29 protein-coding genes are annotated in these 26,652 nt (G+C 62.4%); 26 read left to right on the forward strand and 3 right to left on the reverse strand.

The annotated features are described in order from the left end of the window. Positions 1-77: 77 nt before the first annotated feature. The 26 genes from FHW83_RS13830 to tatC all read left to right on the forward strand — a co-directional run bounded on the left by FHW83_RS13830 (position 78) and on the right by tatC (position 23,516). Complete coding sequence (locus FHW83_RS13830; protein WP_176646922.1) at positions 78-4,802, forward strand: glutamate synthase-related protein; 4,725 nt, start codon at positions 78-80, stop codon at positions 4,800-4,802. A 121-nt stretch (positions 4,803-4,923) separates the two neighbouring features. Next, the gene (locus tag FHW83_RS13835; protein ID WP_176646923.1) at positions 4,924-6,387 is read left to right on the forward strand and encodes a glutamate synthase subunit beta; all 1,464 of its coding nucleotides are present in this window, start codon (positions 4,924-4,926) and stop codon (positions 6,385-6,387) included. 247 nt (positions 6,388-6,634) lie between these two features. After that, the gene (locus FHW83_RS13840; protein ID WP_176646924.1) at positions 6,635-7,450 is read left to right on the forward strand and encodes an ABC transporter ATP-binding protein; all 816 of its coding nucleotides are present in this window, start codon (positions 6,635-6,637) and stop codon (positions 7,448-7,450) included. Next, a complete protein-coding gene (gene mlaE, locus FHW83_RS13845; protein ID WP_176646925.1) occupies positions 7,447-8,232 on the forward strand; it encodes a lipid asymmetry maintenance ABC transporter permease subunit MlaE in 786 nt (261 codons plus the stop codon). Before FHW83_RS13840 ends, mlaE begins: the two co-directional genes overlap by 4 nt. Positions 8,233-8,257: 25 nt before the next feature. Continuing rightward, entirely contained in the window at positions 8,258-8,728 is a 471-nt protein-coding gene (mlaD, locus tag FHW83_RS13850) for an outer membrane lipid asymmetry maintenance protein MlaD (RefSeq protein ID WP_176646926.1), read from the forward strand. Then, positions 8,725-9,528 carry a VacJ family lipoprotein gene (locus tag FHW83_RS13855; protein WP_176646927.1) on the forward strand — a complete coding sequence of 268 codons (804 nt, stop codon included), beginning with the start codon at positions 8,725-8,727 and terminating at the stop codon, positions 9,526-9,528. Before mlaD ends, FHW83_RS13855 begins: the two co-directional genes overlap by 4 nt. A 31-nt stretch (positions 9,529-9,559) precedes the next feature. Beyond that, entirely contained in the window at positions 9,560-10,204 is a 645-nt protein-coding gene (locus FHW83_RS13860) for a phospholipid-binding protein MlaC (protein WP_176646928.1), read from the forward strand. A 7-nt stretch (positions 10,205-10,211) separates the two neighbouring features. Next, positions 10,212-10,631 carry an STAS domain-containing protein gene (locus FHW83_RS13865; RefSeq protein ID WP_176646929.1) on the forward strand — a complete coding sequence of 140 codons (420 nt, stop codon included), beginning with the start codon at positions 10,212-10,214 and terminating at the stop codon, positions 10,629-10,631. Positions 10,632-10,791: 160 nt separating this feature from the next. After that, positions 10,792-11,706 (forward strand): ABC transporter ATP-binding protein, encoded by a 915-nt coding sequence (locus FHW83_RS13870; protein ID WP_176646930.1) that lies wholly within the window; start codon positions 10,792-10,794, stop codon positions 11,704-11,706. Further along, a complete protein-coding gene (locus FHW83_RS13875) occupies positions 11,703-12,470 on the forward strand; it encodes an ABC transporter permease (protein ID WP_176646931.1) in 768 nt (255 codons plus the stop codon). The genes FHW83_RS13870 and FHW83_RS13875 overlap by 4 nt, the downstream gene beginning before the upstream one ends. A gap of 14 nt (positions 12,471-12,484) precedes the next feature. Then, positions 12,485-12,721 carry a BolA family protein gene (locus tag FHW83_RS13880; RefSeq protein WP_176646932.1) on the forward strand — a complete coding sequence of 79 codons (237 nt, stop codon included), beginning with the start codon at positions 12,485-12,487 and terminating at the stop codon, positions 12,719-12,721. Between the two features lie 2 nt (positions 12,722-12,723). Beyond that, the gene (murA, locus tag FHW83_RS13885; RefSeq protein WP_176646933.1) at positions 12,724-13,974 is read left to right on the forward strand and encodes a UDP-N-acetylglucosamine 1-carboxyvinyltransferase; all 1,251 of its coding nucleotides are present in this window, start codon (positions 12,724-12,726) and stop codon (positions 13,972-13,974) included. A gap of 110 nt (positions 13,975-14,084) precedes the next feature. Continuing rightward, the gene (hisG, locus tag FHW83_RS13890) at positions 14,085-14,747 is read left to right on the forward strand and encodes an ATP phosphoribosyltransferase (RefSeq protein ID WP_176646934.1); all 663 of its coding nucleotides are present in this window, start codon (positions 14,085-14,087) and stop codon (positions 14,745-14,747) included. Further along, a complete protein-coding gene (gene hisD / locus FHW83_RS13895) occupies positions 14,744-16,051 on the forward strand; it encodes a histidinol dehydrogenase (protein ID WP_218106263.1) in 1,308 nt (435 codons plus the stop codon). The genes hisG and hisD overlap by 4 nt, the downstream gene beginning before the upstream one ends. Further along, entirely contained in the window at positions 16,048-16,839 is a 792-nt protein-coding gene (locus FHW83_RS13900) for a site-specific DNA-methyltransferase (RefSeq protein ID WP_176646935.1), read from the forward strand. Before hisD ends, FHW83_RS13900 begins: the two co-directional genes overlap by 4 nt. Positions 16,840-16,852: 13 nt before the next feature. Beyond that, positions 16,853-17,947: a histidinol-phosphate transaminase gene (hisC, locus tag FHW83_RS13905; protein ID WP_176646936.1), complete on the forward strand. Its 1,095-nt coding sequence runs from the start codon at positions 16,853-16,855 to the stop codon at positions 17,945-17,947. Positions 17,948-17,965: 18 nt separating this feature from the next. Further along, the gene (gene hisB, locus FHW83_RS13910) at positions 17,966-18,556 is read left to right on the forward strand and encodes an imidazoleglycerol-phosphate dehydratase HisB (protein ID WP_092280997.1); all 591 of its coding nucleotides are present in this window, start codon (positions 17,966-17,968) and stop codon (positions 18,554-18,556) included. A 10-nt stretch (positions 18,557-18,566) separates the two neighbouring features. Continuing rightward, a complete protein-coding gene (gene hisH, locus FHW83_RS13915; RefSeq protein WP_176646937.1) occupies positions 18,567-19,205 on the forward strand; it encodes an imidazole glycerol phosphate synthase subunit HisH in 639 nt (212 codons plus the stop codon). Between the two features lie 29 nt (positions 19,206-19,234). Continuing rightward, entirely contained in the window at positions 19,235-20,023 is a 789-nt protein-coding gene (hisA, locus tag FHW83_RS13920; protein WP_176646938.1) for a 1-(5-phosphoribosyl)-5-[(5-phosphoribosylamino)methylideneamino]imidazole-4-carboxamide isomerase, read from the forward strand. A 2-nt stretch (positions 20,024-20,025) separates the two neighbouring features. Next, positions 20,026-20,787 carry an imidazole glycerol phosphate synthase subunit HisF gene (gene hisF / locus FHW83_RS13925; RefSeq protein WP_176646939.1) on the forward strand — a complete coding sequence of 254 codons (762 nt, stop codon included), beginning with the start codon at positions 20,026-20,028 and terminating at the stop codon, positions 20,785-20,787. An 11-nt stretch (positions 20,788-20,798) separates the two neighbouring features. Beyond that, on the forward strand, positions 20,799-21,227 hold the full coding sequence (gene hisI, locus FHW83_RS13930; protein WP_176646940.1) for a phosphoribosyl-AMP cyclohydrolase: 429 nt from the start codon (positions 20,799-20,801) through the stop codon (positions 21,225-21,227). Further along, positions 21,224-21,562: a phosphoribosyl-ATP diphosphatase gene (locus tag FHW83_RS13935; RefSeq protein ID WP_176646941.1), complete on the forward strand. Its 339-nt coding sequence runs from the start codon at positions 21,224-21,226 to the stop codon at positions 21,560-21,562. The genes hisI and FHW83_RS13935 overlap by 4 nt, the downstream gene beginning before the upstream one ends. Before the next feature lie 12 nt (positions 21,563-21,574). Next, positions 21,575-21,943, forward strand: coding sequence for a histidine triad nucleotide-binding protein (locus FHW83_RS13940; RefSeq protein WP_176646942.1), 369 nt, complete (start codon positions 21,575-21,577; stop codon positions 21,941-21,943). Between the two features lie 91 nt (positions 21,944-22,034). Then, complete coding sequence (gene tatA, locus FHW83_RS13945; protein WP_072783665.1) at positions 22,035-22,238, forward strand: Sec-independent protein translocase subunit TatA; 204 nt, start codon at positions 22,035-22,037, stop codon at positions 22,236-22,238. A gap of 12 nt (positions 22,239-22,250) precedes the next feature. Next, positions 22,251-22,760, forward strand: a complete 510-nt coding sequence (gene tatB, locus FHW83_RS13950; protein ID WP_176646943.1) for a Sec-independent protein translocase protein TatB — start codon at positions 22,251-22,253, stop codon at positions 22,758-22,760. After that, positions 22,761-23,516 carry a twin-arginine translocase subunit TatC gene (gene tatC / locus FHW83_RS13955; RefSeq protein WP_176646944.1) on the forward strand — a complete coding sequence of 252 codons (756 nt, stop codon included), beginning with the start codon at positions 22,761-22,763 and terminating at the stop codon, positions 23,514-23,516. A gap of 1 nt (position 23,517) precedes the next feature. Here tatC and FHW83_RS13960 read toward each other — a convergent pair whose 3' ends face one another. From FHW83_RS13960 to FHW83_RS13970, 3 genes are all read right to left on the reverse strand, one after another. Next, positions 23,518-24,066, reverse strand: coding sequence for a coiled-coil domain-containing protein (locus FHW83_RS13960; protein WP_176646945.1), 549 nt, complete (start codon positions 24,064-24,066; stop codon positions 23,518-23,520). Between the two features lie 96 nt (positions 24,067-24,162). Continuing rightward, entirely contained in the window at positions 24,163-26,079 is a 1,917-nt protein-coding gene (locus tag FHW83_RS13965; protein ID WP_176647043.1) for a DUF885 domain-containing protein, read from the reverse strand. A gap of 115 nt (positions 26,080-26,194) precedes the next feature. Continuing rightward, the gene (locus tag FHW83_RS13970; protein ID WP_176646946.1) at positions 26,195-26,647 is read right to left on the reverse strand and encodes a CBS domain-containing protein; all 453 of its coding nucleotides are present in this window, start codon (positions 26,645-26,647) and stop codon (positions 26,195-26,197) included. Positions 26,648-26,652 lie beyond the last annotated feature (5 nt).

A 26,652-nucleotide genomic window follows, 5' to 3' on the forward strand; every position in this document is an offset into this window, starting at 1 on the left:
CCCTAATTGTTGTTGTTGAGGTTTACGCTGCGTTGCACTAATCTTAGCCTTCGAGCCAATTAGTCCGGAGTTTAGCCATGAAAGCCCAAGGTCTTTACGATCCTTCCAATGAACACGATGCCTGCGGCGTCGGTTTCGTCGCCCATATCAAGGGCAACAAGAGCCATTCGATTGTGGAACAGGGTCTGCTGATCTTGAAGAACCTCGATCACCGGGGCGCTGTCGGCGCCGACCCGCTGATGGGCGATGGCGCCGGTATCCTGATCCAGATCCCGGACCAGTACTACCGCGACGAAATGGCCAAGCAAGGCGTGGAACTGCCGCCGCCAGGCGAATACGGCGTCGGCATGGTGTTCCTGCCGAAGGAAAACGCCTCCCGCATCGCCTGCGAACAGGAAATCGAGCGCGCCGCCCGCGCCGAAGGCCAGATCGTGCTGGGCTGGCGTAACGTGCCGGTCGACCTCGACATGCCGATGTCGCCCACTGTGCGCGCCAAAGAGCCGGTGATCCGCCAGATCTTCATCGGCCGCGGCGCCGACATCATGGTCACCGACGCGCTGGAGCGCAAGCTGTACGTGATCCGCAAATCGTCCGGCCACGCCATCCAGGCCCTGAAACTGATCCACGGCAAAGAATTCTTCGTGGCCTCGATGTCGGCCCGTACCGTCGTCTACAAAGGCCTGCTGCTGGCCGACCAGGTCGGCGTCTACTATAAAGACCTGCAAGACGCGCGCTGCGTCTCGGCGCTGGCGCTGGTGCACCAACGCTTCTCGACCAATACCTTCCCGGAATGGCCGCTGGCCCACCCATACCGCCTGCTGGCGCACAACGGCGAGATCAACACCGTGCGCGGCAACTTCAACTGGATGCGCGCCCGCGAAGGCGTGATGAAATCGGCCGTGCTGGGCGAAGACCTGCAAAAGCTGTTCCCTCTGATCTACGAAGGCCAGTCGGACACCGCCTGCTTCGACAACGCGCTGGAACTGCTGCTGATGGCAGGCTACCCGATCGCCCAGGCGATGATGATGATGGTGCCGGAAGCCTGGGAAAACCACGGCACCATGGACGACAACCGCCGCGCCTTCTACGAATACCACGCCGCCATGATGGAACCATGGGACGGCCCGGCCGCGCTGGCCTTCACCGATGGCCGCTACATCGGCGGCACGCTGGACCGTAACGGCCTGCGCCCTGCCCGCTACATCGTCACCGATGACGACCTGGTGGTGATGGCCTCGGAATCCGGCGTGCTGCCGATTCCTGAATCGAAGATCATCCAGAAATGGCGTCTGCAGCCAGGCAAGATGTTCCTGATAGACCTGGAAGCCGGCCGCATCATCGACGACAAGGAACTGAAGGACACCTACGCCAACGCCAAGCCGTACAAGGCATGGATCAACGCGGTGCGCATCAAGCTGAACGAAATCAAGCTGAGCGAAAGCCAGCTGGCGCACAACCGCGCCAAGGACAAGCCGGCCGCCGGCGAAAAAGCCGTGCCGTCGCTGCTGGACCGCCAGCAAGCCTTCGGCTACACCCAGGAAGACCTGAAATTCCTGATGGCGCCGATGGCCGCCGCCGGTGAAGAAGCCACCGGCTCGATGGGCAATGACTCGCCGCTGGCCGTCATGTCCAACAAGCTGAAACCGCTGTACTCGTACTTCAAGCAGCTGTTCGCCCAGGTGACCAACCCGCCGATCGACCCGATCCGCGAAGCGATGGTGATGTCGCTGGTGTCGTTCATCGGTCCGAAACCGAACCTGCTGGACACCAACAACGTCAACCCGCCGATGCGCCTCGAAGTGGCGCAGCCGGTGCTGGGCTTCGACGACATGGAGCGTCTGCGCAACATCAGCCAGCATACCGGCGGCAAGTTCAAGTCGTACGAGCTGGGCATCTGCTACCCGCTGGCCTGGGGCAAGGAAGGCGTGGAAGCCTGCCTGGCCTCGCTGTGCGCGGAAGCCGTGGACGCCGTCAAATCGGGCCACAACATCCTGATCGTGTCGGACCGTTCGATCGGCCCGGACCGCGTGGCGATTCCTGCGCTGCTGGCCACCTCGACCATCCACCAGCACCTGGTCAGCAAGGGCCTGCGCGCCTCCACCGGCCTGGTGGTGGAAACCGGCTCGGCCCGCGAGACCCATCACTTCGCCCTGCTGGCCGGCTACGGCGCGGAAGCGATCCACCCGTACCTGGCGATGGAGACCCTGGCCGAGATGGCGCAAGGCATGCCGGGCGATATGTCGGCTGAAAAAGCCATCTACAACTTCACCAAGGCCATCGGCAAGGGCCTGATGAAGGTGATGTCCAAGATGGGCATTTCGACCTATATGTCCTACTGCGGCGCGCAGATCTTTGAAGCCGTCGGCCTGAACAAGTCGCTGGTCGACAAGTACTTCCGCGGCACCGCCTCCAACGTGGAAGGCATCGGCGTGTTTGAAGTGGCGGAAGAAGCGCTGCGCCTGCACAACCTGGCCTTCGGCAACGACCCTGTGCTGGCCAACCACCTGGACGCCGGCGGCGAGTACGCCTTCCGTATCCGTGGCGAAGACCACCTGTGGACCCCGGACGCGATCGCCAAGCTGCAACACTCGACCCGTTCGAACAACTACAGCAGCTATAAAGAGTACGCCCAGATCATCAACGACCAGAGCAAGCGCCACCTGACCCTGCGCGGCCTGTTCGAATTCAAGATCGATCCGAGCAAGGCGATTCCGCTGGATGAAGTCGAGCCGGCCAAGGAAATCGTCAAGCGCTTCGCCACCGGCGCCATGTCGATGGGCTCGATCTCGACCGAAGCCCACGCGACCCTGGCCGTGGCCATGAACCGTATCGGCGGCAAGTCCAACACCGGTGAAGGCGGCGAGGATCCATCGCGCTACACCATGGAGCTGAAAGGCATCAAGATCAAGCAGGGCGAGACCATGGCCTCGGTCATGGGCAAGGAACAGATGGTGGTCGACATTCCGCTGCAGGAAGGCGACTCGCTGCGTTCGCGCATCAAGCAGGTGGCGTCGGGCCGTTTCGGCGTGACCGCAGCCTACCTGAACTCGGCCGACCAGATCCAGATCAAGATGGCCCAGGGCGCGAAACCGGGCGAAGGCGGCCAGTTGCCGGGCCACAAGGTGTCGGAATACATCGCCACCCTGCGCTTCTCGGTGCCGGGCGTGGGTCTGATTTCGCCGCCGCCGCACCACGATATTTACTCGATTGAAGATCTGGCGCAGCTGATCCACGATCTGAAGAACGCCAATCCGCGCGCTTCGATCTCGGTCAAGCTGGTGTCGGAGGTGGGTATCGGCACCGTGGCCGCCGGCGTCACCAAGGCCAAGGCCGACCACGTGGTGGTCGCGGGCCATGACGGCGGCACCGGCGCCTCGCCGCTGTCCTCGGTCAAGCACGCCGGCACCCCGTGGGAGCTGGGCCTGGCTGAAACCCAGCAGACGCTGGTGCTGAACGGCCTGCGCAGCCGTATCCGCGTCCAGGCCGACGGCCAGATGCGTACCGGCCGCGACGTGGTGATCGCCGCCATGCTGGGCGCCGACGAGATCGGCTTCGCCACCGCGCCGCTGGTGGTGGAGGGCTGCATCATGATGCGTAAATGCCACCTGAACACCTGCCCGGTCGGCGTCGCGACCCAGGATCCGGTGCTGCGCGCCAAGTTCTCGGGCAAGCCTGAGTACGTGGTGAACTACTTCTTCTTCGTTGCCGAGGAAGCGCGTCAGCTGATGGCGCAACTGGGCATCCGCACCTACGACGAGCTGATCGGCCGCGTCGACCTGCTGGACAAGTCGAAAGCCATCTCGCACTGGAAAGCGCAAGGCCTGGACTTCAGCAACATCTTCTACTCGCCGGAAGTGCCGAACGGCGACGCCATCTACCACACGATGGAGCAGGACCACGGCCTCGACAAGGCGCTGGACCACAAGCTGATCGCCCAGGCCAAGGCGGCGCTGGAAAAAGGCGAACGCGTGTCCTTCATCTCGCCGGTGAAGAACCTGAACCGCACCGTGGGCACCATGCTGTCGGGCGAAGTGGCCAAGCGTTACGGTCACGCCGGCCTGCCGGACGACACCATCCACATCCAGCTGCAAGGCACGGCCGGCCAATCGGCGTGCGCCTTCCTGGCGCATGGCATCACCATCGACCTGGTGGGCGAGGGCAACGACTACGTCGGCAAGGGCCTGTCGGGCGGCCGCATCATCGTGCGTCCGAACACCGAGTTCCGCGGCTGGGCGGTGAACAACATCATCATCGGCAACACCGTGCTGTACGGCGCGATTTCCGGTGAAGCCTTCTTCAACGGCGTGGCCGGCGAGCGCTTCGCCGTGCGTAACTCGGGCGCCACCGCCGTGGTCGAGGGCACCGGCGACCACGGTTGCGAATACATGACCGGCGGCACCGTGGTGGTGCTGGGCAACACCGGCCGTAACTTCGCGGCGGGCATGTCGGGCGGTATCGCTTACGTCTACGATCCGGATGGTGATTTCGAAACCCGCTGCAACACCGCCATGGTGTCGCTGGAGCCGGTGCTGACCACCAAGGAACAGGAAGCGCAGAGCGAAACCTGGCACGTCCAGCACAAGGATATCGGCCGCGAGTCGGACGAGGTGATCCTGAAGCGTTTGATCGAGCGCCACTTCAAGCACACCGGCAGCACCCGTGCCCGCCTGTTGCTCGATAACTGGGCCGAGAGCCGCGCCAAGTTCGTGAAAGTGTTCCCAAGCGAATACAAACGCGCGCTGGCCGAGATGGCCGAAGACGTGGCGAACGAAGCCGCTTCCGCTCAACCGATCGCTGCTTAAAACACGGACACGACGTCATCCCGGCGCAGGCCGGGATCCATGGAACGGCTGATCTGAGTCAGCATGGATTCCGGCTTCCGCCGGAATGACGGAGCCAGCACCAACTTAGAAGGAAAATATCGTGGGTAAAATCACCGGCTTCATGGAATTCCAGCGTCAGGAAGAAGGCTATCTGCCGCCAGCGACGCGCGTCAAAAACTATGCGGAATTCGTTATTCCACTGACCAACGAGCAAGCCAAGATCCAGGGCGCGCGCTGCATGGATTGCGGCATCCCGTTCTGCAACAACGGCTGCCCGGTCAACAACATCATCCCGGACTGGAACGACCTGGTGTATCGCGGCAACTACCGCGAGGCGCTGGACACCCTGCACTCGACCAACAACTTCCCCGAATTCACCGGCCGCATCTGCCCTGCGCCATGCGAAGCCGCCTGCACCCTGGGCATCCACGAAGCGCCGGTCGGCATCAAGTCGATCGAACACAAGATCATCGACGAGGGCTGGGAACACGGCTGGGTGGTGCCGCAACCGGCGGCCAAACAGACCGGCAAGAAAGTCGCCGTGGTCGGTTCCGGCCCCGCCGGCCTGGCCGCGGCCCAGCAGCTGGCGCGCGCCGGCCACGCCGTGACCGTGTTTGAAAAAGCCGACCGCGTCGGCGGCCTGCTGCGCTACGGCATTCCCGACTTCAAGATGGAAAAGTCGCACATCGACCGCCGCGTCAAGCAGATGGAAGCCGAAGGCGTGGTGTTCCGCACCTCGGTGCTGATCGGCAAGGATTTCCCGGCCAACGTCAACAACTGGGCCAAGGAAACCATCTTCCCTGAAGACCTGCAGAAGGAATTCGACGCCGTGGTGCTGGCCGGCGGCGCCGAGCAGCCGCGCGACCTGCCGGTGCCGGGCCGCGAGCTGAAGGGCGTGCACTTCGCCATGGACTTCCTACCGCAGCAGAACAAGGTCAACGCCGGCGACAAGCTGAAAGACCAGATCAAGGCCACCGGCAAGCACGTGGTGGTGATCGGCGGCGGCGACACCGGTTCCGACTGCGTCGGCACCTCCAACCGCCACGGCGCCGCCTCGGTGACCCAGTTCGAGCTGATGCCGATGCCGCCGGAGCAAGAGAACAAGCCGCTGGTGTGGCCTTACTGGCCGACCAAGCTGCGCACCTCGTCCTCGCACGAGGAAGGCTGCGAGCGCGACTGGGCAGTGGCCACCAAGCGCCTGGAAGGCAAGGGCGGCAAGGTTGAAAAGCTGATCGCCTGCCGCGTCGAATGGAAAGACGGCAAGATGGCCGAAGTGCCGAACTCGGAATTCGAAATGAAGGCCGATCTGGTGTTCCTGGCCATGGGCTTCGTCTCGCCGGTGGCCAACATCCTGGACGCGTTCGGTGTTGACAAAGATGCACGCGGCAATGCCAAGGCAACGACCGACGGCGAAGGCTGCTACAAGACTTCCTCCCCTAAAGTATTTGCCGCCGGCGACATGCGCCGCGGCCAATCGCTGGTGGTGTGGGCGATCCGCGAAGGCCGCCAGTGCGCGCGCGCGGTCGACGAGTTCCTGATGGGCAGTTCCGAGTTGCCGCGTTAAGCTCAACGACACGGCACTCAGGCTTTGCCTGACTCCCTGCCGGGTATGGACGGGCGATCCCCGACCATATCCGGTTTTTTTTTGAAGGTATCGCCTGCTGCACCGCATGAATGTAACAATTAGTGCTTGGTGTAAATTACTGACTTTGGGTTCAGTAGTGTTGTATTATCTGCCATTCATCTCGCGCAAACGAGGTGGTCTCCAGCAGAGATTGACCTTTCTGCACTACAATACGGCATTCCAAAAAATGAGTTCAGTCGTGGCTAATCTAGTCGAAATCCGTGATCTACACTTCACCTATGGCAAGCGCGCGATCCTGACGGGCTTGAACATGGACTTCCCGCGCGGGAAGGTGATTGCGATCATGGGTGGCTCCGGCAGCGGCAAGACCACCGTGCTGCGCCTGATCGGCGGCCAGCTGCGTCCGCAAAAAGGCCACGTCAAGGTCCAGGGTCAGGTGGTGCACAAGCTGAATACCGCCGGCCTGTATCTGTTGCGCCGCAAAATGGGCATGCTGTTCCAGCATGGCGCCCTGTTCACCGACCTGACGGTGTTTGAAAACGTCGCCTTCCCGCTGCGCGAGCATACCGACCTGCCGGAAGAGCTGATCCGCAACCTGGTGCTGATGAAGCTGCAGGCGGTGGGCCTGCGCAACGCCGCCAAGCTGAAGCCCGGAGAAATCTCCGGCGGCATGGCGCGCCGCGTGGCGCTGGCGCGCTCGATCGCGCTGGACCCGGAATTGATTATGTATGACGAGCCGTTCGCCGGCCTGGACCCGATCTCGATGGGCGTCACCGCCAACCTGATCCGCAACCTGAACACGGCGCTGGGCTCGACCACGGTGCTGGTGTCGCACGACGTCAAGGAAAGCTTCGCCATCGCCGACTATGTTTATTTCCTGTCGCAGGGCAAGATCGTCGCGAGCGGCACGCCGGACGAGATGATGGTGTCCACCGACCCGTATGTGAAGCAGTTCGTCAACGCGGAGGCGGACGGCCCGGTGCCGTTCCACTATCCAGGCAAGTCCCTGGCCGACGATCTGGGCCTGGGAGTGCAAGTATGAGTGTGAAGAACTGGTTGTCCCGGCTGGGCGCGCCCCTGCGCGACTACATTGAGAGCATCGGCTTTGGCGCGCGCACCTTCGGCGCCATGCTGGGCCTGTCGCCGGGCCTGCTCAAGCGCCCGCGCCTGGTGGTCGAGCAGCTGCATTTCATCGGCAATTACTCGATGCTGATCATCACCCTGTCCGGCCTGTTCGTCGGCATGGTGCTGGGCCTGCAGGGCTATTACACGCTGAATAAATACGGCGCCGAGCAGTCGCTGGGCCTGCTGGTGGCGCTGGGCCTGACGCGCGAGCTGGGCCCGGTCATCACCGCCCTGCTGTTCGCCGGCCGCGCCGGCACCTCGCTCACCGCCGAAATCGGCCTGATGAAGGCCGGCGAGCAGCTGTCCGCCATGGAAATGATGGCCGTCAACCCGATCCAGCGCGTGCTGGCGCCTCGTTTCTGGGCCGGCGCGATCTCGGTGCCGCTGCTGGCCTCGGTGTTCAGCGCCGTGGGCGTGCTGGGCGGCTGGCTGGTCGGCGTGCAGCTGATCGGTGTGGACGATGGCGCGTTCTGGTCGCAGATGCAGGCCGGCGTCGATATCTACAAGGACATCTTCAACGGCTTCGCCAAGAGCGTGGTGTTCGGCATCGCCATCACCTTCATCGCCCTGTATCAGGGCTACGAGGCGCAGCCGACCCCGGAAGACGTGGCGCGCGCCACCACCCGTACCGTCGTGATCTCATCGCTGATGATCTGGTGGCTGGACTTCATGATGACGGCGCTGATGTTCAGCAAATAAGATTAAGAAACTGAGGAAAAAGAATATGCAACGCAAATCTCTGGATGTCTGGGTCGGTTTGTTCATCGTGGTCGGCGTGGCCGCGCTGATGTTCCTGGCGCTCAAGGCCGGCAACATGAGCTCGCTGTCGTTCGGCAAAACCTACGCCGTCACCGCCAAGTTCGACAACATCGGCAGCCTGCGCCCGCAAGCGGCGGTCAAGGCCTCCGGCGTGGTGGTCGGCCGTGTGGGGGAGATCAAGTTTGATGACAAGAGCTACCAGGCGCTGGTAACCTTGAACATGGAGGAAGGTTATAAATTTCCTAAGGACAGCTCGGCCAAGATCCTGACCGCCGGCCTGCTGGGCGAACAATACGTCGGCATCGAAGCCGGCGGCGACACCAACAATCTGGCGGCCGGCGACAAGATCGCCCGCACCCAATCGGCTGCCGTGCTGGAAGACCTGATCAATCAATTCATCTACAGCAAGGCCGCAGAAGGAAAGGACGATAAATGATCCGCACCACGAAATTCCGCCAGGCCGCGCTGGCGCTGGGCGTCACCATCATGCTGGCCGGCTGCGCCGGCCCCAACCCGCGCGACCCGTACGAGAGCTACAACCGCGCCATGTTCAGCTTCAACGACACGGTCGACACCTACGCCCTGAAACCGGCCGCCACCGTGTACAAGAACGTGACCCCGAGCTTCGTGCAGACCGGCGTCAGCAACTTCTTCGGCAACCTGAGCGACGCCTGGAGCGCGGTCAACAACCTGCTGCAGGGCAAGGGCCAGGACGGCATGTCGGACGTCGCGCGCTTCGCGCTGAACTCGACCCTGGGCATCGTCGGCCTGTTCGACATCGCCTCGGAAGCCGGCCTGCCCAAGCACAAGGAAGACTTCGGCCAGACCCTGGGCGTGTGGGGCGTGGATTCCGGTCCCTACCTGGTGCTGCCGCTGCTGGGCCCGTCCACCGTGCGTGACACCGTGGCCCTGCCGGTCGACATCTCGGGCGACATCTGGCGCTACAAGGATCCGACCAATGTGCGCAACATCGGCACCGCGCTGCGCGTGATCGACACCCGCGCCAGCCTGCTGGACGCCTCCACCCTGCTGGAGGACGCCGCCCTGGACCGCTACGAGTTCCTGCGCGACGGCTATCTGCAGCGCCGCGAGAGCCAGATCCACCCGGACGGCGACGGTCCGTCGAGCAAGCGTAAAAAAGATGATAGCGAAGAAACTTCCGCTCCCGTGTCATCCGAATCGGCACCAAAAGAGTTAAACTCCGGCACACCGGCTGCAAAACCTGACAGCCAGTGACCCCGAGAACCACTCATAAGGCATGGAAAAGATGAAATTCATTAAACAATTTATCGCTTTAGCAACTGTTGCACTCGCCTTCAACGCGCACGCCGCCGCCCCCGCCAACGAGGCGCCGGACGCGCTGGTGAAACGCATCAGCCAGGACGTGATCGAAACGGCCAAGGCCGACAAGGCGATCCAGGCCGGCGACACCAAGAAAGTCATGGAGCTGGTGGAAACCAAGATCCTGCCGTACGTGGACTTCCAGCGCATGACCTCGCTGGCGGCCGGCCGCTTCTGGCGCGACGCCACCCCGGAACAGCAGAAAGCCCTGACCGAACAGTTCCGCTCGCTGCTGGTGTTCACCTATTCGGGCGCGCTGTCGCAGGTCAAGGACCAGACCATCGACTTCAAGCCGCTGCGCGCCGATCCGGCCGACACCGAGGTGGAAGTGCGCTCGCAGGTCAACATGCCGCGCGGCGAACCGATCCCGCTGAACTACCGCGTCGCCAAGGGCCCGCAAGGCTGGAAGATCTACGACATCAACGTGCTGGGCGCGTGGCTGGTCGAGACCTACAAGGGCACTTTCGCCTCGGAAATCTCGAAAGGCGGCATGGACGGCCTGATCAAGGCGCTGACCGAGAAGAACAAGAAGCTCGCCAGCAAGCCGCTGAAAACCAACGCACCGAAGTAACAACATCATGAACGCCGTTACCGAACCCATCGACAACCTGCAGTCGCTCACGTCCCTGACCGTGCTCAACGCCACGGCGGCGCTGGAGCGCGGCCTGGCCGCCCTGCGCGCCGGCCAGACCGTGTTCGACCTGCGCCATGTGTTGACGGTGGATTCGGTGGCGGTGTCGGTCATGCTGGCGTGGCAGCGCGCCGCGCAGGCGGCCGGCATCAACCTGCAACTGAAAAACCTGCCGCCGGCGCTGCAAAGCCTGACCAAGCTGTATGGTGTGTGCTCGCTGCTGTTCCCGACCGACGTCAAGCTGGAGCAGGACGGCGCCCTCGCGCGCAACCCGGCGCACGATGAATTCTCCCCGGTGAAAGCGCCGGAATCGGTCTTCAGCAAGAAGACCCAGGTGGAAGGCGACGCCTCCCACCATCACCATTGACCTCCGCCCCACCCCGCCGCCTGCAGTAAATCCCCGGTCCGGCTCAGCCGGATCAAAATTCCAATATAATTGAACGTTGCCGCAGCCGAAGAGCCGTGGCGCCCCGCAACATCTTCCCCCGCGCCGGCCCGGCCGTCGCAACCTTATAGATAAGTCAAGAATGACAGCGATCCAAATTAGCAATGTCGAGAAGCGCTACAAGTCGCTCCAGGCGCTGGGCGGCGTCTCACTGAACATTGAAGAAGGCGAATTTTTCGGCCTGCTCGGCCCCAACGGCGCCGGCAAAACCACCCTGATTTCCATCATCGCCGGCCTGAACCGCCCGGACAACGGCTCGGTCAAGATCCACGGCCACGACGTGGTCAGCGATTTCCGCGCCGCCCGCAAGAAGCTGGGGGTGGTGCCGCAGGAGCTGGTGTTCGACCCCTTCTTCACCGTGCGCGAAACCCTGCGCCTGCAATCCGGTTACTTTGGGCTGAAAAACAACGACGCCTGGATCGACGAGGTGATGCACAACCTCGACCTGACCAACAAGGCCGACGTCAACATGCGCGCCCTGTCCGGCGGCATGAAGCGCCGCGTGCTGGTGGCGCAGGCGCTGGTGCACAAGCCGCCCGTGATCGTGCTCGACGAGCCGACCGCCGGCGTCGACGTCGAACTGCGCCAGACGCTGTGGAAGTTCATCTCGCGCCTCAACCGCGAAGGCCACACCGTGGTGCTGACCACCCACTACCTGGAGGAAGCGCAGGCCATGTGCAAGCGCGTGGCCATGCTCAAACTGGGCAAGGTGGTGGCGCTGGATTCGATGGCGTCGCTGATCCGCCGCATCTCCGGCTCGCAGCTGATCGTCAACATGACGCACGGCGATCTGCCGGACGATCTGCGTTCGCTGATCACGCACCCGGAAACCTCGGAGCACGGCAAGAAGTACAGCCTGCGCATCAATGAATACGCTGAAGTCGAACAGATCCTGAAACGCCTGCGCGAATCGGGCGCCATCATCGACGAGATGCAACTGCAACAAGCGGATCTGGAGGATATCTTCATCCAGATCATGGAAAAGGGTACCGTATGAACTTCCTCTCCGCCGGCTTCCGCACCCTGGTCTACAAGGAGACCCTGCGCTTCTGGAAAGTGGCGACGCAAACCATCGCCGCGCCGATCCTGACCGCCATGCTGTACCTGCTGATCTTCGGCCACGTGCTGGAAGGCCGCGTCAACGTCTACGATGGCGTCAACTACACCTCCTTCCTGATTCCGGGCCTGGTGATGATGAGCGTTCTGCAGAACGCCTTCGCCAACTCGTCGTCCTCGCTGATCCAGTCCAAGATCACCGGCAACCTGGTGTTCGTGCTGTTGACGCCCTTGTCGCACTGGGAGATTTTCTCGGCCTACGTGATCGCCGCCATGGTGCGCGGCGTGGTGGTGGGCATGGGCGTGTTCCTGGTGACGGCGTGGTTCGCCCACCTGTCGTTCGCGGCGCCGCTGTGGATCATCGTGTTCGCGCTGCTGGGCGCCGCCATCCTCGGCACCATGGGCCTGATCGCCGGCATCTGGGCCGAGAAGTTCGACCAACTGGCCGCCTTCCAGAACTTCCTGATCGTGCCGCTGACCTTCCTGGCCGGCGTGTTCTACTCGATCCATTCGCTGCCGCCGGTGTGGCAGGCGGTATCGCATTTGAATCCGTTCTTCTACATGATTGACGGCTTCCGTTACGGTTTCTTCGGCCAGTCCGACGTCAATCCGCTGGTGAGCGTGGCCATTGTCGCGGCCTTCCTGGTGGTGCTGGCGTTCCTGGCGATTCGTTTGCTGCGCAGCGGATATCGTCTGCGTCACTAATTCAAGGATTCATCATGCCTACTACTCCAGAACTCATCCACGGCTACATCAAGGCCGGTCTCGAATGCACCCACCTCGAAGTGGAAGGCGACGGCCAGCACTTCCAGGCCGTGATCGTGTCGCCCGCGTTCGCGGGCAAGCGCCTGATCCAGCGCCACCAGCTGGTGTACGCCGCGCTGGGCGACCGCATGCGTGAAGAAATCCACGCGCTGTCGATGAAAACCCTCACCCCTGACGAATACCAAGGATAAGCATGGACAAGCTTCTGATCCAAGGCGGCAACCGCCTGAACGGCGACATCACCATCTCCGGCGCCAAGAACGCGGCGCTGCCTATCCTGTGCGCCGGCCTGCTGACGTCCGGCGATGTCGAGCTGTCCAACGTGCCGCACCTGCACGACGTCTCGACCATCCTGAAACTGCTGGGCGAAACCGGCCTGAAAGTCACGCAGGACGGCGACAAGGTCACCCTGAACGGCAGCGCCATCACCAAGCTGGAAGCGCCGTACGACTTGGTGAAAACCATGCGCGCGTCGATTCTGGTGCTGGGTCCATTGCTGGCGCGCTTCGGCCAGGCCAAGGTGTCGCTGCCGGGTGGCTGCGCCATCGGTTCGCGTCCGGTGGATCAGCACATCAAGGGCCTGCAGGCGCTGGGCGCCGACATCACCGTCGAAGGCGGTTACATCTATGCCAAGTGCGCCAAGCTGAAAGGCGCGCGCATCGTCACCGACATGATCACCGTGACCGGCACCGAGAACCTGCTGATGGCCGCGACGCTGGCCGAAGGCGAGACCGTGCTGGAAAACGCCGCCTGCGAACCGGAAGTGACCGATCTGGCCAACCTGCTGGTGGCCATGGGCGCGAAGATCGAAGGCATCGGCACCAACCGTCTGGTGATTCAGGGCGTGAGCGAACTGCATGGCGCAAAACACGCCGTGATCTCGGACCGCATCGAAGCGGCCACCTTCCTGTGCGCGGTGGCGGCCACCGGCGGCGACATCACGATCCGTAACACCCGCGTCGATATCATGGATGCGGCGCTGGACAAGCTGCGCGAGATCGGCGTGCAGCTGACCGTTGGCGACAACTGGATCCGCGCGCAGATGGACAAGCGACCGACCGCCGTCACGTTCCGCACCACCGAATATCCTGGCTTCCCGACCGACATGCAGGCGCAATTCATGGCGGTGAACACCATCGCCGAAGGCGCCAGCCGCGTGACGGAAACCATTTTTGAAAACCGCTTCATGCACGTCCAGGAGATGAACCGTCTGGGCGCGCAAATTGAAACCGATGGCAACACCGCCTTTATCAAAGGCGTTGAACAGCTGGTCGGCGCGCCTGTGATGGCGACCGACCTGCGTGCATCCGCTTCGCTGGTGATCGCCGGCCTGGCTGCGCGCGGTGAAACGCTGATCGACCGCATCTATCACCTGGACCGCGGCTATGATCAGATGGAAGTCAAACTCTCCGCCGTAGGCGCCAACATCAAGCGAATCAAGTAGCGTCGTTCCCGCGAAAGCGGGAACCCATAGAACATGTGAGCTGTGTTAACGCATGCGTTCTATGGATCCCGGCCTGCGCCGGGATGACGGAGCTAACTTAGGAAATATTTATGAGTGCATTCCAAGCCGACCAGCAGCTGATTCTTGCGCTGTCGAAGGGCCGCATTTTCGAGGACACCCTGCCGCTGCTGGAAGCAGCCGGCATCACCGTCACCGAGAATCCGGAAACCTCGCGCAAGCTGATCCTGCCAACCAACGATCCCAACGTGCGCGTGCTGATCGTGCGCGCCACCGACGTGCCGACCTATGTGCAGCATGGCGCGGCGGACTTCGGCGTGGCCGGCAAGGACGTGCTGCTGGAGCACGGCGGCGAAGGCCTGTATCAGCCTATCGACCTGCATATCGCGGAGTGCCGCATGTCGGTCGCGGTGCGCAACGGCTTCGATTACGAGACCGCCGTGCGCCAGGGCGCGCGCCTGCGCGTGGCCACCAAGTTCGTCGAGACCGCGCGCGCGCACTTCGCCAAGAAGGGCGTGCACGTCGACCTGATCAAGCTGTATGGCTCGATGGAGCTGGCGCCGCTGGTCGGCCTGTCGGACGCCATCGTCGACGTGGTCAGCACCGGCGGCACGCTGCGCGCCAATGACCTGAAAGAGGTTGAGGCCATCATGGATATTTCGTCGCGCCTGATCGTGAATCAAGCCGCGCTGAAGATGAAACGCGAGCGCCTGCAACCGATTATCGAAGCATTTGAACGCGCATCCAAAAAATGATTACCAAGCTCGATTCCAGCCAGGCCGATTTCAAACAGCGTCTGGACACCCTGCTGGCTTTTGAAGCCAGCACCGATGACGCCATCGAATCCGCTGTCGGCAAAATCCTGGCCGACGTGAAAGCGCGCGGCGATGCCGCCGTCCTCGAATACACCAACAAGTTTGACCGTCTTCCGAACGGCGGCGCCACCAGCATGGCGGCGCTGGACGTCTCGCAGGAAGAACTGCAAGCCGCACTGGCGGCGATTCCGGAAGCGCAGCGCAAGGCGCTGGAAGTCGCCGCCCTGCGCGTGCGCGTGTTCCACGAGCGCCAGAAGCAGGAACTGAACGGCTTCACCTACACCGAGCCTGATGGCACGGTGCTGGGTCAGCGCGTGACGCCGCTGGACCGCGTGGGCATCTACGTCCCGGGCGGCAAGGCGGCCTATCCATCGTCGGTGCTGATGAACGCGATTCCCGCGCACGTCGCCGGCGTCGAAGAAATCATCATGGTGGTGCCAACGCCGGACGGTGTGAAGAACCAGATGGTGCTGGCCGCCGCCGCCATCGCCGGCGTCACCCGCGTGATCACCATCGGCGGCGCGCAAGCCGTGGCCGCACTGGCCTACGGTACTGAAACCATTCAAGCGGTCGACAAGATCGTCGGTCCGGGCAACGCCTACGTGGCGTCGGCCAAGCGCCGCGTGTTCGGCACCGTCGGCATCGACATGATCGCCGGCCCGTCGGAAATCCTGATCGTGGCCGATGGCACCACCGATCCTGACTGGGTCGCCATGGACCTGTTCTCGCAAGCGGAGCACGACGAGCTGGCGCAAGCCATCCTGCTGTGCCCTGACGCCGATTACATCGCCAAGGTGGAAGCCAGCATCGCCAAACTGCTGCCGACCATGTCGCGCCAGGAAGTCATCAAGACCTCGCTGGGCGACCGCGGCGCGCTGATCAAAGTACGCGATATGGACGAAGCCTGCGCCATCGCCAACAGCATCGCCGCCGAACACCTGGAAATCTCCGCCGTCGAACCGCAGCAGTGGGCCGACAAGATCCGCCATGCCGGCGCCATGTTCCTCGGCCGCTTCTCGTCCGAGTCGCTGGGCGACTACTGCTGCGGTCCGAACCACGTGCTGCCGACCTCGCGCACCGCGCGCTTCTCGTCGCCGCTGGGTGTGTACGATTTCCAGAAACGCTCGTCCATCATTCACGTCAGTGAAGCCGGCGCGCAAACGCTGGGCAAGGTCGCTGCGGAACTGGCTTATGGCGAAGGCCTGCAGGCGCACGCCCGCAGCGCGGAGTTGCGCCTCAAATGAGCGAGTGGCTGAATCAGGTCTTCTGTGAGGATGCGCTGGCCGGTCTGGCGCGCATCCCGGATGGTTCCATCGACCTGATTCTGACCGATCCGCCGTACAACCTCGGCAAGGACTACGGCAATGGCTCGGACCAGCAAACGGTAGACGACTACCTGCGCTGGACCGAGCAGTGGATCGACGCCGCCCTGCCCAAGCTGAAGCCCAACGGCAGCTTGTACATTTTCCTCACCTGGCGTTTTTCGCCGGAGATTTTCGTCATGCTGAAAAAGCGCATGACGATGATGAACGAAATTATCTGGGACCGCCGCGTGCCGTCGATGGGCGGCAGCGTGCGCAGCTTCTCGTCGGTGCACGACACCATCGGTTTCTTCGTGCGCCGCAAGGATTACTACTTCGACCTGGACGCGGTGCGCATCCCTTATGACGCCGAGACCAAGAAGGCCCGCACGCGCTCCATTTTCGTCGGCGCCAAGTGGCTGGAAGTGGGCTACAACCCGAAAGATGTGTGGAGCGTGTCGCGCCTGCACCGCGAGCATCCGGAGCGCGCCGACCATCCCACGCAAAAGCCGCTGGAGATTATCGAGCGCATGGTCAAGGCCTCGTGCCCGCCGGACGGCGTGGTGCTGGACCTGTTCATGGGCAGCGGTACGACGGCGGTGGCGGCCCAGCGCTGCGGCCGCAATTTTGTCGGCTTTGAATTGAATCCTGAATACTGCGCCATCATCAACGAGCGCCTGAAGGCGCCCGAAATACCCGTCAAGAAGTCCCGAAGTTTAGTCAACTCATAGGAGCCCAAGTAAGATGTCCCCCATCGCCACGCTGGTCAACAGCACCATCCGCCCCGACGTTCAAGCTGTAGCCAGCTACCACGTCGCTGACGCGAGTGGTTTCATTAAACTGGATGCGATGGAGAACCCTTACCACCTGCCGCATCATCTGCGCGAGGACCTGGCCCAGCGCCTGGCCGACGTGGCGCTCAACCGTTACCCGGCGCCGGCCTACAGCAGCGTCAAACAGCGCATCAGGGACAAGCTGGGCGTGCCGGCCGGGTATGACGTCATCCTCGGCAATGGCTCGGATGAGCTGATCTCCATCCTGTGCATGGCCTGCGCCATGCAGGACCGCCGCGCGACCGTGGTGGCGCCGACGCCGTCCTTCGTGATGTACCAGCGCTCGGCGCAATTCGCCGGCATGGATTACGTCGGCGTGCCGCTGAAGGCGGACCTGACGCTGGACCTGCCGGCCATGCTGGCCGCCATTGCCGAGCACAAGCCGGCCCTGGTGTTCCTGTCCTACCCGAACAACCCGACCGGCAATCTGTTTGCGGAAGACGACATCGTCGCCATCATCAGGGCGCTCGACGGTTTCGGGCTGGCCATCGTGGACGAGGCCTACGAGCCGTTCGCCCAGCAGACCTTTATGCATCGCCTGCCGGAATTTGACAACCTGGTGGTGATGCGCACCGTGTCCAAACTGGGCCTGGCCGGCATCCGCCTCGGCTATATGTCGGCGGCGCCGCAATTGCTGGCGGAATTCGACAAAGTGCGGCCTCCTTACAACATCAACGTATTGACCCAGGTTGCGGCCGAATTCGCGCTCGATCACCTGGAGGTGTTGAACCAGCAAGCGGCCGCGTTGCGCGCCGCACGCGCCGATCTGATGGCTGCGCTGGCCGCCATGCCGGACGTGGAGGTTTTTCCGTCGGCGGCGAATTTTATCTTGATTCGGGTGCCCGATTCCGACGCCATCAACGCAAAACTGCTGTCTCACAAGGTATTAATTAAAAATGTGAGTAAAATGCACAGTGTGCTGACCAATTGTTTACGTATTACCGTCAGCACCCCGGAAGAAAATTCCACCTTCCTCGATGCCTTCGCCGCATCGCAGGCAGCCTGACACCATCGCGAGCTTTTCATGAACCGCACCGCAGAAATCATCCGCAACACCAACGAGACGCAAGTCCGCGTATCCATCAACCTGGACGGCACCGGCAAACAGAAACTGAACACCGGCGTGCCTTTCCTCGACCATATGCTGGACCAGATCGCCCGCCACGGCCTGTTCGACCTGGAAGTCGAAGCCACCGGCGATATTCATATCGACAACCACCACACGGTGGAAGACGTCGGCATCACGCTGGGCATGGCGGTGGCCAAGGCCATCGGCGACCGCAAGGGCATCGTGCGCTACGGCCACTCCTACGTGCCGCTGGACGAGGCGCTGTCGCGCGTGGTGCTGGACTTCTCGGGGCGCCCAGGCATCGAATACCACATCCCGTTCACGCGCGCCATGATCGGCACCTTCGACGTCGACCTGACGCTGGAATTCTTCCGCGGCTTCGTCAACCACGCGCTGGTGACGCTGCACATCGACAACCTGCGCGGCACCAACGCCCACCACCAGTGCGAGACCGTGTTCAAGGCCTTCGGCCGCGCGCTGCGCATGGCGTCCGAGCTGGACCCGCGCGCCGCCGGCACCATCCCGTCGACCAAGGGCACCCTGTAAGACATCCATCATGAAAAAAATCGTAGTAGTTGATTACGGCATGGGTAATCTGCGCTCGGTTGCGCAGGCCCTGCGCGCCGTGGCGCCGGAAACCAACGTGCTGATTTCCGGCGAGGTGGCCGACATCGAAAGCGCCGACCGCATCGTGCTGCCCGGCCAGGGCGCCATGCCGGACTGCATGCGCAGCCTGCGCGAGTCCGGTGTGCAGGAGGCTTTGCTGGCGGCTTCCAGGAAAGTCCCACTAATGGGAGTGTGCATCGGCGAGCAAATGCTGTTTGATGTCAGTGAGGAAGGCAATGCCGCCGGCCTGGGCCTGCTGCCCGGGAAGGTGGTGCGCTTCCAGCTGGACGGCCAGACGCAGGAGGACGGCTCGCGCTTCAAGGTGCCGCAAATGGGCTGGAACCAAGTGAAGCAAACGGCGTCTCATCCGATGTGGCAGGATATTCCGGACAACGCGTATTTCTACTTCGTGCACAGCTATTTCGCCCAGCCGGAGCAGAGCGCGCACACCGTCGGCCAGACCGTCTACGGTGCGCCGTTCAGTTGCGCCGTGGCCCGTGATAATATTTTTGCGACCCAGTTCCACCCGGAGAAAAGCGCCGCGGCCGGACTGCAGCTGTACAAGAACTTTGTTCACTGGAACCCTTGATTTCTATTTTCTAACACACTGACACCATCATGCTGCTCATTCCTGCCATCGACCTCAAAGACGGTCACTGCGTTCGCCTGAAACAGGGCGATATGGAACTCGCCACCGTATTCTCCGAAGATCCGGCCGAGATGGCCCTGCATTGGCTGAAGCAAGGCGCGCGCCGCCTGCACCTGGTTGACCTGAACGGCGCCTTCGCCGGCAAGCCGAAGAACGAGGCCGCCATCAAGGCCATCCTGAAGGCGGTGCAGGACTTCGCGGAAGAGAACGACCTCGATGAGATCCCCGTGCAGCTGGGCGGCGGCATCCGCGACCTCGACACCATCGAGCGCTACCTCGACGCCGGCATCACCTACGTCATCATCGGCACCGCCGCCGTGAAAGAACCGGGCTTCCTGCACGACGCCTGCGGCGCCTTCCCCGGCCACATCATCGTCGGCCTGGACGCCAAGGACGGCAAGGTCGCCACCGATGGCTGGAGCAAGATGTCCGGCCACGAGGTGATCGACCTGGCCAAGAAATTCGAGGCCTATGGCGTGGAATCGATCATCTACACCGACATCGGCCGCGACGGCATGATGGGCGGCGTGAATATTGAAGCCACCGTCAAGCTGGCGCAGGCGGTGAAGATCCCGGTGATCGCCTCGGGCGGCCTGCACAACATCAGCGACGTGGAAGCCCTGTGCGCGGTGCAGGACGAGGGCATCGAGGGCGTGATCTGCGGCCGTTCGATTTACGAAGGCACCATCGACCTGGCGTCGGCGCAGGAACGCGCGGACATTCTGAGCGGTGACCTGATCGAGGAAGAAGACGAATAACCATGCTGGCTAAACGCATCATCCCCTGCCTGGACGTGACCGATGGCCGCGTCGTCAAAGGCGTCAACTTCACCGAGCTGCGCGACGCCGGCGACCCGGTGGAAATCGCGCGCCGCTACGACGAGCAGGGCGCCGACGAGCTGACCTTCCTCGACATCACCGCCACCAGCGACAACCGCGGCCTGATCCTCGACATCATCGAGGCGGTGGCCTCGCAGGTGTTCATTCCGCTGACCGTGGGCGGCGGAGTGCGCGAGGTGGCCGATGTGCGCCGCCTGCTGAACGCGGGCGCCGACAAGGTCAGCATGAACTCGTCGGCGGTGTCGAATCCGCAGCTGGTGTACGAGGCGTCGCAAAAGCACGGCTCGCAATGCATCGTGGTGGCGATCGACGCCAAGCAGACCTCGCCCGGCAAGTGGGAAGTGTTCACCCACGGCGGCCGCAAGGCCACCGGCATCGACGCCATCGAGTGGGCCAAAAAGATGGAACAGCTGGGCGCCGGCGAAATCCTGCTGACCAGCATGGACAAGGACGGCACCAAGTCCGGCTTCGACCTGGGCCTGACGCGCGGCGTGTCCGACGCCATCAGCATCCCGGTGATCGCCTCCGGCGGCGTGGGCGGCCTGCAGGACCTGGCCGACGGCGTCAAGCTGGGCAAGGCCGACGCGGTGCTGGCGGCCAGCATCTTCCACTACGGCCAGCACACGGTGCAGGAAGCCAAGCGCTTCATGGCACAACAGGGCATCCCCATGCGCCTGGACTAAGAGAATAGAAAATGAGTACTCCAAGCATCCAGCCCAAGGCGGCCTGGCTGAAAAAAATCAAATGGGACGAGCACGGCCTGGTGCCGGTGATCGCCCAGGAAGCGGGCAGCAACGACGTGCTGATGTTCGCCTGGATGAACCGCGAGGCGCTGGCCAAGACGGTGGAACTGGGCGAGGCGGTCTACTGGAGCCGTTCGCGCAAGAAACTATGGCACAAGGGCGAGGAGTCCGGCCACACGCAGAAAGTGCTGGAAATCCGCCTCGATTGCGACGAAGACGTGGTGCTGCTGAAAATCGAGCAGGCCGGCGGCATCGCCTGCCACACCGGCCGCCATTCCTGCTTCTTCCAGAAGTTCGAGGGCGACGAGCATGAAGGCGACTGGCAAAACACCGAGCCGGTGCTGAAAGACCCGTCCGATATCTACAAGGAAGGCAAATGAGCACCATTCTTGACCGCCTGGCGGACGTGATCGAATCGCGCAAGCCGGCCAATGGCGGCGATCCCGCCACCTCCTATACCTCCAAGCTGTTCGCCAAGGGCGATGACGCCATCCTGAAGAAAATCGGCGAGGAAGCCACCGAGACCGTGATGGCCGCCAAGGACGCGCGCGCCGGCGGCGACAGCGGCAAGGTGCTGTACGAAGTGGCCGACTTGTGGTTCCATACCATGGTGCTGCTGGCCCAGTTCGACCTCAAGCCGCAGCAAGTGCTCGATGAACTGGCGCGCCGCGAGGGCGTGTCGGGCATTGAGGAAAAAGCATCCCGCAAAGAATAAATCGGAGCCTTCGTGGAAAATTGCATCTTTTGCAAAATCGCTGAAAAGAAAATCCCTTCGACCACCGTGTACGAGGATGACGACCTGCTGGCCTTCAAGGACATCAACCCGGCCGCCCCGGTGCACCTGCTGCTGATTCCAAAGAAACATTTCGCCACCCTGCAGGACGCCGCCGCCGAGCCTGAACTGCTGGGCAAGATGCTGGCGCTGGCCCCCCGCCTGGCAGAGGAATTCGGCTGCGCGGTCGGCTATGATGCGGACGGCGCGCCGACCCGTGGTTACAAGACCCTGATTAACAGTGGGCCGGATGGCGGCCAGGAGGTGTACCATTTACACCTGCATGTGATCGGCGGCGCTCATCCGTGGCGCGGCCAGCGTTAATTGGCCGCCGGGTCACTACATTTACCGTAGGCACTGCGCTTCGCTTATACTGTCGCAGCAGTTCTGCGATTCAACGAACAAGGGGAATATGATGGGTTCTTTTAGTATTTGGCACTGGCTGATCGTGCTGGTGATCGTGATGCTGGTCTTCGGCACCAAGAAGCTGGGCAACATGGGTTCGGACATCGGCAAGGCCGTCAAGGGCTTCAAGGATGGCGTGAAGGGTGCGGACGAAGACAAGCCAGCCGCGCCAGCGCCGGGCACCATCGACGTCGACACGAAAGAGAAGAAGTAAGCAACACTTCTTATGATCGATCTCGGTCTTACCAAACTTGCTGTCATCGGCGTGGTTGCGCTGGTCGTCATCGGTCCTGAAAAGCTGCCCAAGGTGGCGCGCATGGCCGGGACCTTGTACGGCCGTGCCCAGCGTTACCTGAACGAAGTGAAAACCGAAGTCACGCGCGAAATCGAGCTCGAGGAGCTGCGCAACCTGAAGAAGGAAGTGCAGGAGGCGGCCCAGAACATCAAGTCGGATGTGGAAAACTCGATCGCGCAAAACATGTCCGAGGTGGAGAACGCCTTCAGCGACAGCACCTACGAGGGCACGCCGTCGTATGAGCCGGTCTCGTTCGGCCATGTCACCACAGAAGATTTGTCGCGCAAGGCGCGCGAGTTCCGCCGCAAGAAGCTGGTGCGCAACTCGGCCATCCCCAACTGGTACAAGCAGCGCCATGGCGGCAAGCTGCACGTGACCTCGGGCGCGGCGCGCGTGGCCCGTTTCCGTCCGCGCGGTCCCACCAACAGTTCTTTCTTTTAAATGACGACACCTAATCCGGGCGAAGAGACCTTTATCTCTCACCTGATCGAACTGCGCGACCGGCTGGTCAAGGCATCGATCGGCATTGCGCTGGTGTGTATCGGCCTGATGATCTGGCCGGGGCCTTCGCACATCTACGACATCATCGCCGAGCCGATGATCCGCTCGCTGCCGACCGGTTCCAAGATGATCGCCACCGGCGTGATTTCGCCGTTCCTGGTGCCGATGAAGGTCACCCTGGTGATCTCGATCATCCTGTCCTTGCCGTGGGTGCTGTACCAGCTGTGGGCGTTCGTGGCGCCGGGCTTGTACGCGCATGAGAAGCGCCTGATCGCGCCGCTGGTGATTTCCTCGTCGGTGCTGTTCATGGCCGGCGTGGCGTTCTGCTATTTCCTGGTGTTTGGCCGGGTGTTCCAGTTCATCGCCGAGTTCTCGCCGCAGTCGATCGCGGTGACGCCGGACATCGAGAACTATCTGGACTTCGTGATGTCGATGTGCCTGGCGTTTGGCGCGACCTTCGAGGTGCCGGTGGTGGTGGTGATCCTGGTGCGCATGGGCCTGGTGAGCGTGGCCAAGCTGAAAGAGATACGTCCTTACGCCATCGTCGGCGCCTTCGTGATCGCGGCGATTGTGACGCCGCCGGATGCGGTGTCGATGTTCTCGCTGGCGATTCCGATGTGTCTGCTGTTCGAGCTGGGTCTGCTGGTGGCGCCGCTGTTCGTGCGCATCTCCACCGCGCCGGAAGAAAAAGCCTGATTCAGGGCAGGCGTTCCAATACCTTCACCAGCATGCCGATCGTCACGGCATGCAACGCAAAGGATATGCCAAGCATCCAATATATTGGAGTGAACTTGGCTTTGACTTCCACAATCCTGGCGTTAATTTCCGTCCGCAATTCGGCGAGTTTCGCATTCATTTCCGTCCGCAACTCGCCGAGCTTCGCATTCATTTCCGTCCGCAACTCGTCGAGCTTTGCATTCATTTCCGCTCGCAACCCGTCGAACTTTGCGTTCATTTCCGCTCGTAACTCGTCGAGCTTTGCGTTCATTTCTGCTCGTAACTCGTCGAACTTTGCGTTCATTTCCGTCCGCAACTCGTCGAACTTTGCGCTCATTTCCGCTCGCAGCATTTCGATACGAGCGATCAAGTCGCTGCGCGCCAGTATGAGCTCACTGGGCGCGACGGTGCTTTCCGAGAGCGCGGCAAGCAGCGCGCGTGCGTGCGCCTCTGCCTGATCTGGCGGAATACCCGCCTCGGCCAATCTTTTGGTGTACTCAAGCGTGTCGAATTTAAGGGGCATGGTCATGATACCTCCCGATTTGATCGTAGCAGAAAACGGCCACATCGCAGCCGTTCTCCATCGTATCGAATCACATGCCCATCGGTTTGAGCGAGCGCAGGGCTACTGCGTCATCAGGCCCTTGATCACGCGTACCGGCGCGCTGCCGTAGCTGAGGAATTGCTCGTGGAATTCCTTCAAGTTGAACTTGGCGCCCAACTGCTGCTTGCGCTGCTCGCGCAATTCCATGATCTCGCTGTAGCCGCTGAAATAGCTGGTCAGCTGCACCGAAGACACCTGCACCCGATGCCACTTCTCCACCGCCTCGCTGCGCGTCTGGAACGCCTGGCGCGTCAGCAGATCGATGGCCTGCTCCTCGGTCATGCCCAGCACGTGAACGCTGTAGTCGAGAATGGTGTTGGTCACGCTGCGCAGGTTCCACTTGGAATACATCAGCCACATCTCCGGCGCATTGTCGCCGTAGCCGGACTCCAGCATCATGCGCTCGCCGTACACCGCCCAGCCTTCCACCATCGCGCCATTGCCGAAGATCGATTTCACGATCGATGGCGAACGGTTGGCATACACCAGCTGCGCGTAGTGGCCCGGAATCGCCTCGTGGATATTCAGGATCTGCAGGATCCAGTGGTTGTACTCGCGCAGGCTGCTCTCGGCCGCTTCCGGCGTGGCGCCATCGAGCGGCGTGACGTTGTAGTAGGTCCGGTCCTGCGGACGATACGGACCCGGCGCATCGATGCTGGCGCCCGCCACGCCGGCGGCATAGGCCGGCGTCGCGCGCACCTCCAGCGGCTTGTTCGGATCCAGCGTCAGCAGGTTCTTGCTGATCACCCAATCCTGCAACACCGGAATCTGGCGCTTGATCTCGTTGACGAAATCCTCGCGCGCCACGTGGCGCTCGGACAGTTTGTCGATCACCATGCCGATCTTGGCGAAACGGTCGCTCGGCTTGGCGGTACTGCCCATGGTCTTGTCCCACAGCTCGTCGGACAGCTTGTCCATATTGGCCAGCAATTCCTCGCGCGTGGCCAGCGCCTTCTGGTAGGTCTGCTCGGCGGTGCTGGCCGACTGGATATCGAACGCGAACTTCTGTTCGTACAACTCCTTGCCGAGACGGAAAGTGCGGCGCCCCTTGGTATCCATCTGCTTGTCCATCTCGGTCAGGAAGGCAACATAACCATCCACAGCGGTCAGCGCCGCGTTCACGCGCTGGGTGAACAGCTGCTTCTCCACCGGCGTCAGGATCGACGCCTGGGCCGCCTTGTCCACCTCGGTCAGCAGCGCCTGCACGCCGGGCGCCTGCTTGATCGCCAGGCGCGTGTGTTCGCGCGTCGGGTTGACGATGTTGGCGCGCGCCGCGTCGTAATACGCCGGAATGCTGGCGATGCGCTTGAGCAGCGTGCGCAGGCGCTGCGGCTGCGCCGCGTACTCGGTGTTCAGGATCAGGTCGATCGGCCCGGCGACGTTGTAGCTGGCCGGATTCCACTCCCATTCGCGCAGCGTGGTCAGGCGGAAGCGGTCGCCGTCGAGCTTGTTGATCAGCAGGCCCAGGTCGGTGCGCTGCCGGGCCGACAGCTTGCTCGCGTTGACCGCGCCGAACTTGGCCTTCCAGTCGTCGATGAAGGCCAGCTCCTTGTCCTGCTCGGCCTTGTCGAACACGGTCAGGGTGGCGGCGGTGTCGTACTTGCCGGCGTAGATCGCGCTTTCCGAATCGATGCGCCACAGCGCGTTCAGGAACTGGTTGCTGAGGTTGTCGAACTGGCGGTCCTGCCAGCGCTCCGAGGCGACCTTGAGGGCCGGCACGGTGGCCACAGCGGCGACCTTGGCCTTGCCGGACGACTTGGCCACGGCCTTGCCCTTGCCGGTGTGCCGGGAGGATTTGTTGCTCTTGGCCTTGCTGGTGCTGGCTTTGTTGCCGCTCTTCTTGGTCGGTGCGGCCTTGTGGTGGTGGGTAGCGGCACCGGCTGGCGCGGCGGCCAAAGCCGCCATCAGTGCAGCCAGTGCGAGTTTTGTCTTGATCATCATGTGCAGCCTTGTGTCTGAAGCGGTGGAGATTATCACTAATCTGCCCGCTTGAGAGCGCCCGATACAAGACAAAATATGAAACAAATGGAACTTTGTTTTCCTGCCAACCAAGTTATAGCGGGGTCGACGCCTGCCCGGCCGGCAACGGCGCGGAAATTTCGAGCAGCGTTTGCGCGGTCTTGCTGTCGTCGGTCTCGCATTCCACCAGGTCGGCCAGCGCGACGATGCCGATCAGCTGATGATCGTCGCGGCTGACCACCGGCACGCGGCGGATCTGGATATCGCGCATGTCCTGCATGACGTCGTCCGTGCTCTGGTCCTCGTAGCAGTGGCAGACATCGTCGGTCATGATCTCGGCCACCTGCGTTTCTTCCGGGCCGAGGCCGGCGGCGGTGGCGCGTATGGTGATGTCGCGGTCGGTGATCATGCCGACCAGCCGCTGCCCCTCGGTGACGGGCAGCGCGCCGACGTCGAGGTCTTCCATCAATTCGGCGGCGCGGCGTATCGATTCGTCCGGCGACACGCTGGTGACATCGCGGCTCATCACATCTGCTATGGTTTTCATGGTGG

This window comes from Duganella sp. SG902, from assembly GCF_013376005.1.
In the GTDB taxonomy this organism is placed as follows: Bacteria; Pseudomonadota; Gammaproteobacteria; order Burkholderiales; family Burkholderiaceae_D; genus Rugamonas.

What these genes read in the sequence shown, in the direction of transcription:
- FHW83_RS13830 (WP_176646922.1), top strand. Translation starts at nt 78, where the DNA reads ATGAAAGCCCAAGGTCTTTACGATCCTTCCAATGAACACGATGCCTGC.
- FHW83_RS13840 (WP_176646924.1), top strand. Translation starts at nt 6,635, where the DNA reads ATGAGTTCAGTCGTGGCTAATCTAGTCGAAATCCGTGATCTACACTTC.
- mlaE (WP_176646925.1), top strand. Translation starts at nt 7,447, where the DNA reads ATGAGTGTGAAGAACTGGTTGTCCCGGCTGGGCGCGCCCCTGCGCGAC.
- mlaD (WP_176646926.1), top strand. Translation starts at nt 8,258, where the DNA reads ATGCAACGCAAATCTCTGGATGTCTGGGTCGGTTTGTTCATCGTGGTC.
- FHW83_RS13855 (WP_176646927.1), top strand. Translation starts at nt 8,725, where the DNA reads ATGATCCGCACCACGAAATTCCGCCAGGCCGCGCTGGCGCTGGGCGTC.
- FHW83_RS13860 (WP_176646928.1), top strand. Translation starts at nt 9,560, where the DNA reads ATGAAATTCATTAAACAATTTATCGCTTTAGCAACTGTTGCACTCGCC.
- FHW83_RS13865 (WP_176646929.1), top strand. Translation starts at nt 10,212, where the DNA reads ATGAACGCCGTTACCGAACCCATCGACAACCTGCAGTCGCTCACGTCC.
- FHW83_RS13870 (WP_176646930.1), top strand. Translation starts at nt 10,792, where the DNA reads ATGACAGCGATCCAAATTAGCAATGTCGAGAAGCGCTACAAGTCGCTC.
- FHW83_RS13875 (WP_176646931.1), top strand. Translation starts at nt 11,703, where the DNA reads ATGAACTTCCTCTCCGCCGGCTTCCGCACCCTGGTCTACAAGGAGACC.
- FHW83_RS13880 (WP_176646932.1), top strand. Translation starts at nt 12,485, where the DNA reads ATGCCTACTACTCCAGAACTCATCCACGGCTACATCAAGGCCGGTCTC.
- murA (WP_176646933.1), top strand. Translation starts at nt 12,724, where the DNA reads ATGGACAAGCTTCTGATCCAAGGCGGCAACCGCCTGAACGGCGACATC.
- hisG (WP_176646934.1), top strand. Translation starts at nt 14,085, where the DNA reads ATGAGTGCATTCCAAGCCGACCAGCAGCTGATTCTTGCGCTGTCGAAG.
- hisD (WP_218106263.1), top strand. Translation starts at nt 14,744, where the DNA reads ATGATTACCAAGCTCGATTCCAGCCAGGCCGATTTCAAACAGCGTCTG.
- FHW83_RS13900 (WP_176646935.1), top strand. Translation starts at nt 16,048, where the DNA reads ATGAGCGAGTGGCTGAATCAGGTCTTCTGTGAGGATGCGCTGGCCGGT.
- hisC (WP_176646936.1), top strand. Translation starts at nt 16,853, where the DNA reads ATGTCCCCCATCGCCACGCTGGTCAACAGCACCATCCGCCCCGACGTT.
- hisB (WP_092280997.1), top strand. Translation starts at nt 17,966, where the DNA reads ATGAACCGCACCGCAGAAATCATCCGCAACACCAACGAGACGCAAGTC.
- hisH (WP_176646937.1), top strand. Translation starts at nt 18,567, where the DNA reads ATGAAAAAAATCGTAGTAGTTGATTACGGCATGGGTAATCTGCGCTCG.
- hisA (WP_176646938.1), top strand. Translation starts at nt 19,235, where the DNA reads ATGCTGCTCATTCCTGCCATCGACCTCAAAGACGGTCACTGCGTTCGC.
- hisF (WP_176646939.1), top strand. Translation starts at nt 20,026, where the DNA reads ATGCTGGCTAAACGCATCATCCCCTGCCTGGACGTGACCGATGGCCGC.
- hisI (WP_176646940.1), top strand. Translation starts at nt 20,799, where the DNA reads ATGAGTACTCCAAGCATCCAGCCCAAGGCGGCCTGGCTGAAAAAAATC.
- FHW83_RS13935 (WP_176646941.1), top strand. Translation starts at nt 21,224, where the DNA reads ATGAGCACCATTCTTGACCGCCTGGCGGACGTGATCGAATCGCGCAAG.
- tatA (WP_072783665.1), top strand. Translation starts at nt 22,035, where the DNA reads ATGGGTTCTTTTAGTATTTGGCACTGGCTGATCGTGCTGGTGATCGTG.
- tatB (WP_176646943.1), top strand. Translation starts at nt 22,251, where the DNA reads ATGATCGATCTCGGTCTTACCAAACTTGCTGTCATCGGCGTGGTTGCG.
- tatC (WP_176646944.1), top strand. Translation starts at nt 22,761, where the DNA reads ATGACGACACCTAATCCGGGCGAAGAGACCTTTATCTCTCACCTGATC.
- FHW83_RS13960 (WP_176646945.1), bottom strand. Translation starts at nt 24,066, where the DNA reads ATGACCATGCCCCTTAAATTCGACACGCTTGAGTACACCAAAAGATTG.
- FHW83_RS13965 (WP_176647043.1), bottom strand. Translation starts at nt 26,079, where the DNA reads ATGATCAAGACAAAACTCGCACTGGCTGCACTGATGGCGGCTTTGGCC.
- FHW83_RS13970 (WP_176646946.1), bottom strand. Translation starts at nt 26,647, where the DNA reads ATGAAAACCATAGCAGATGTGATGAGCCGCGATGTCACCAGCGTGTCG.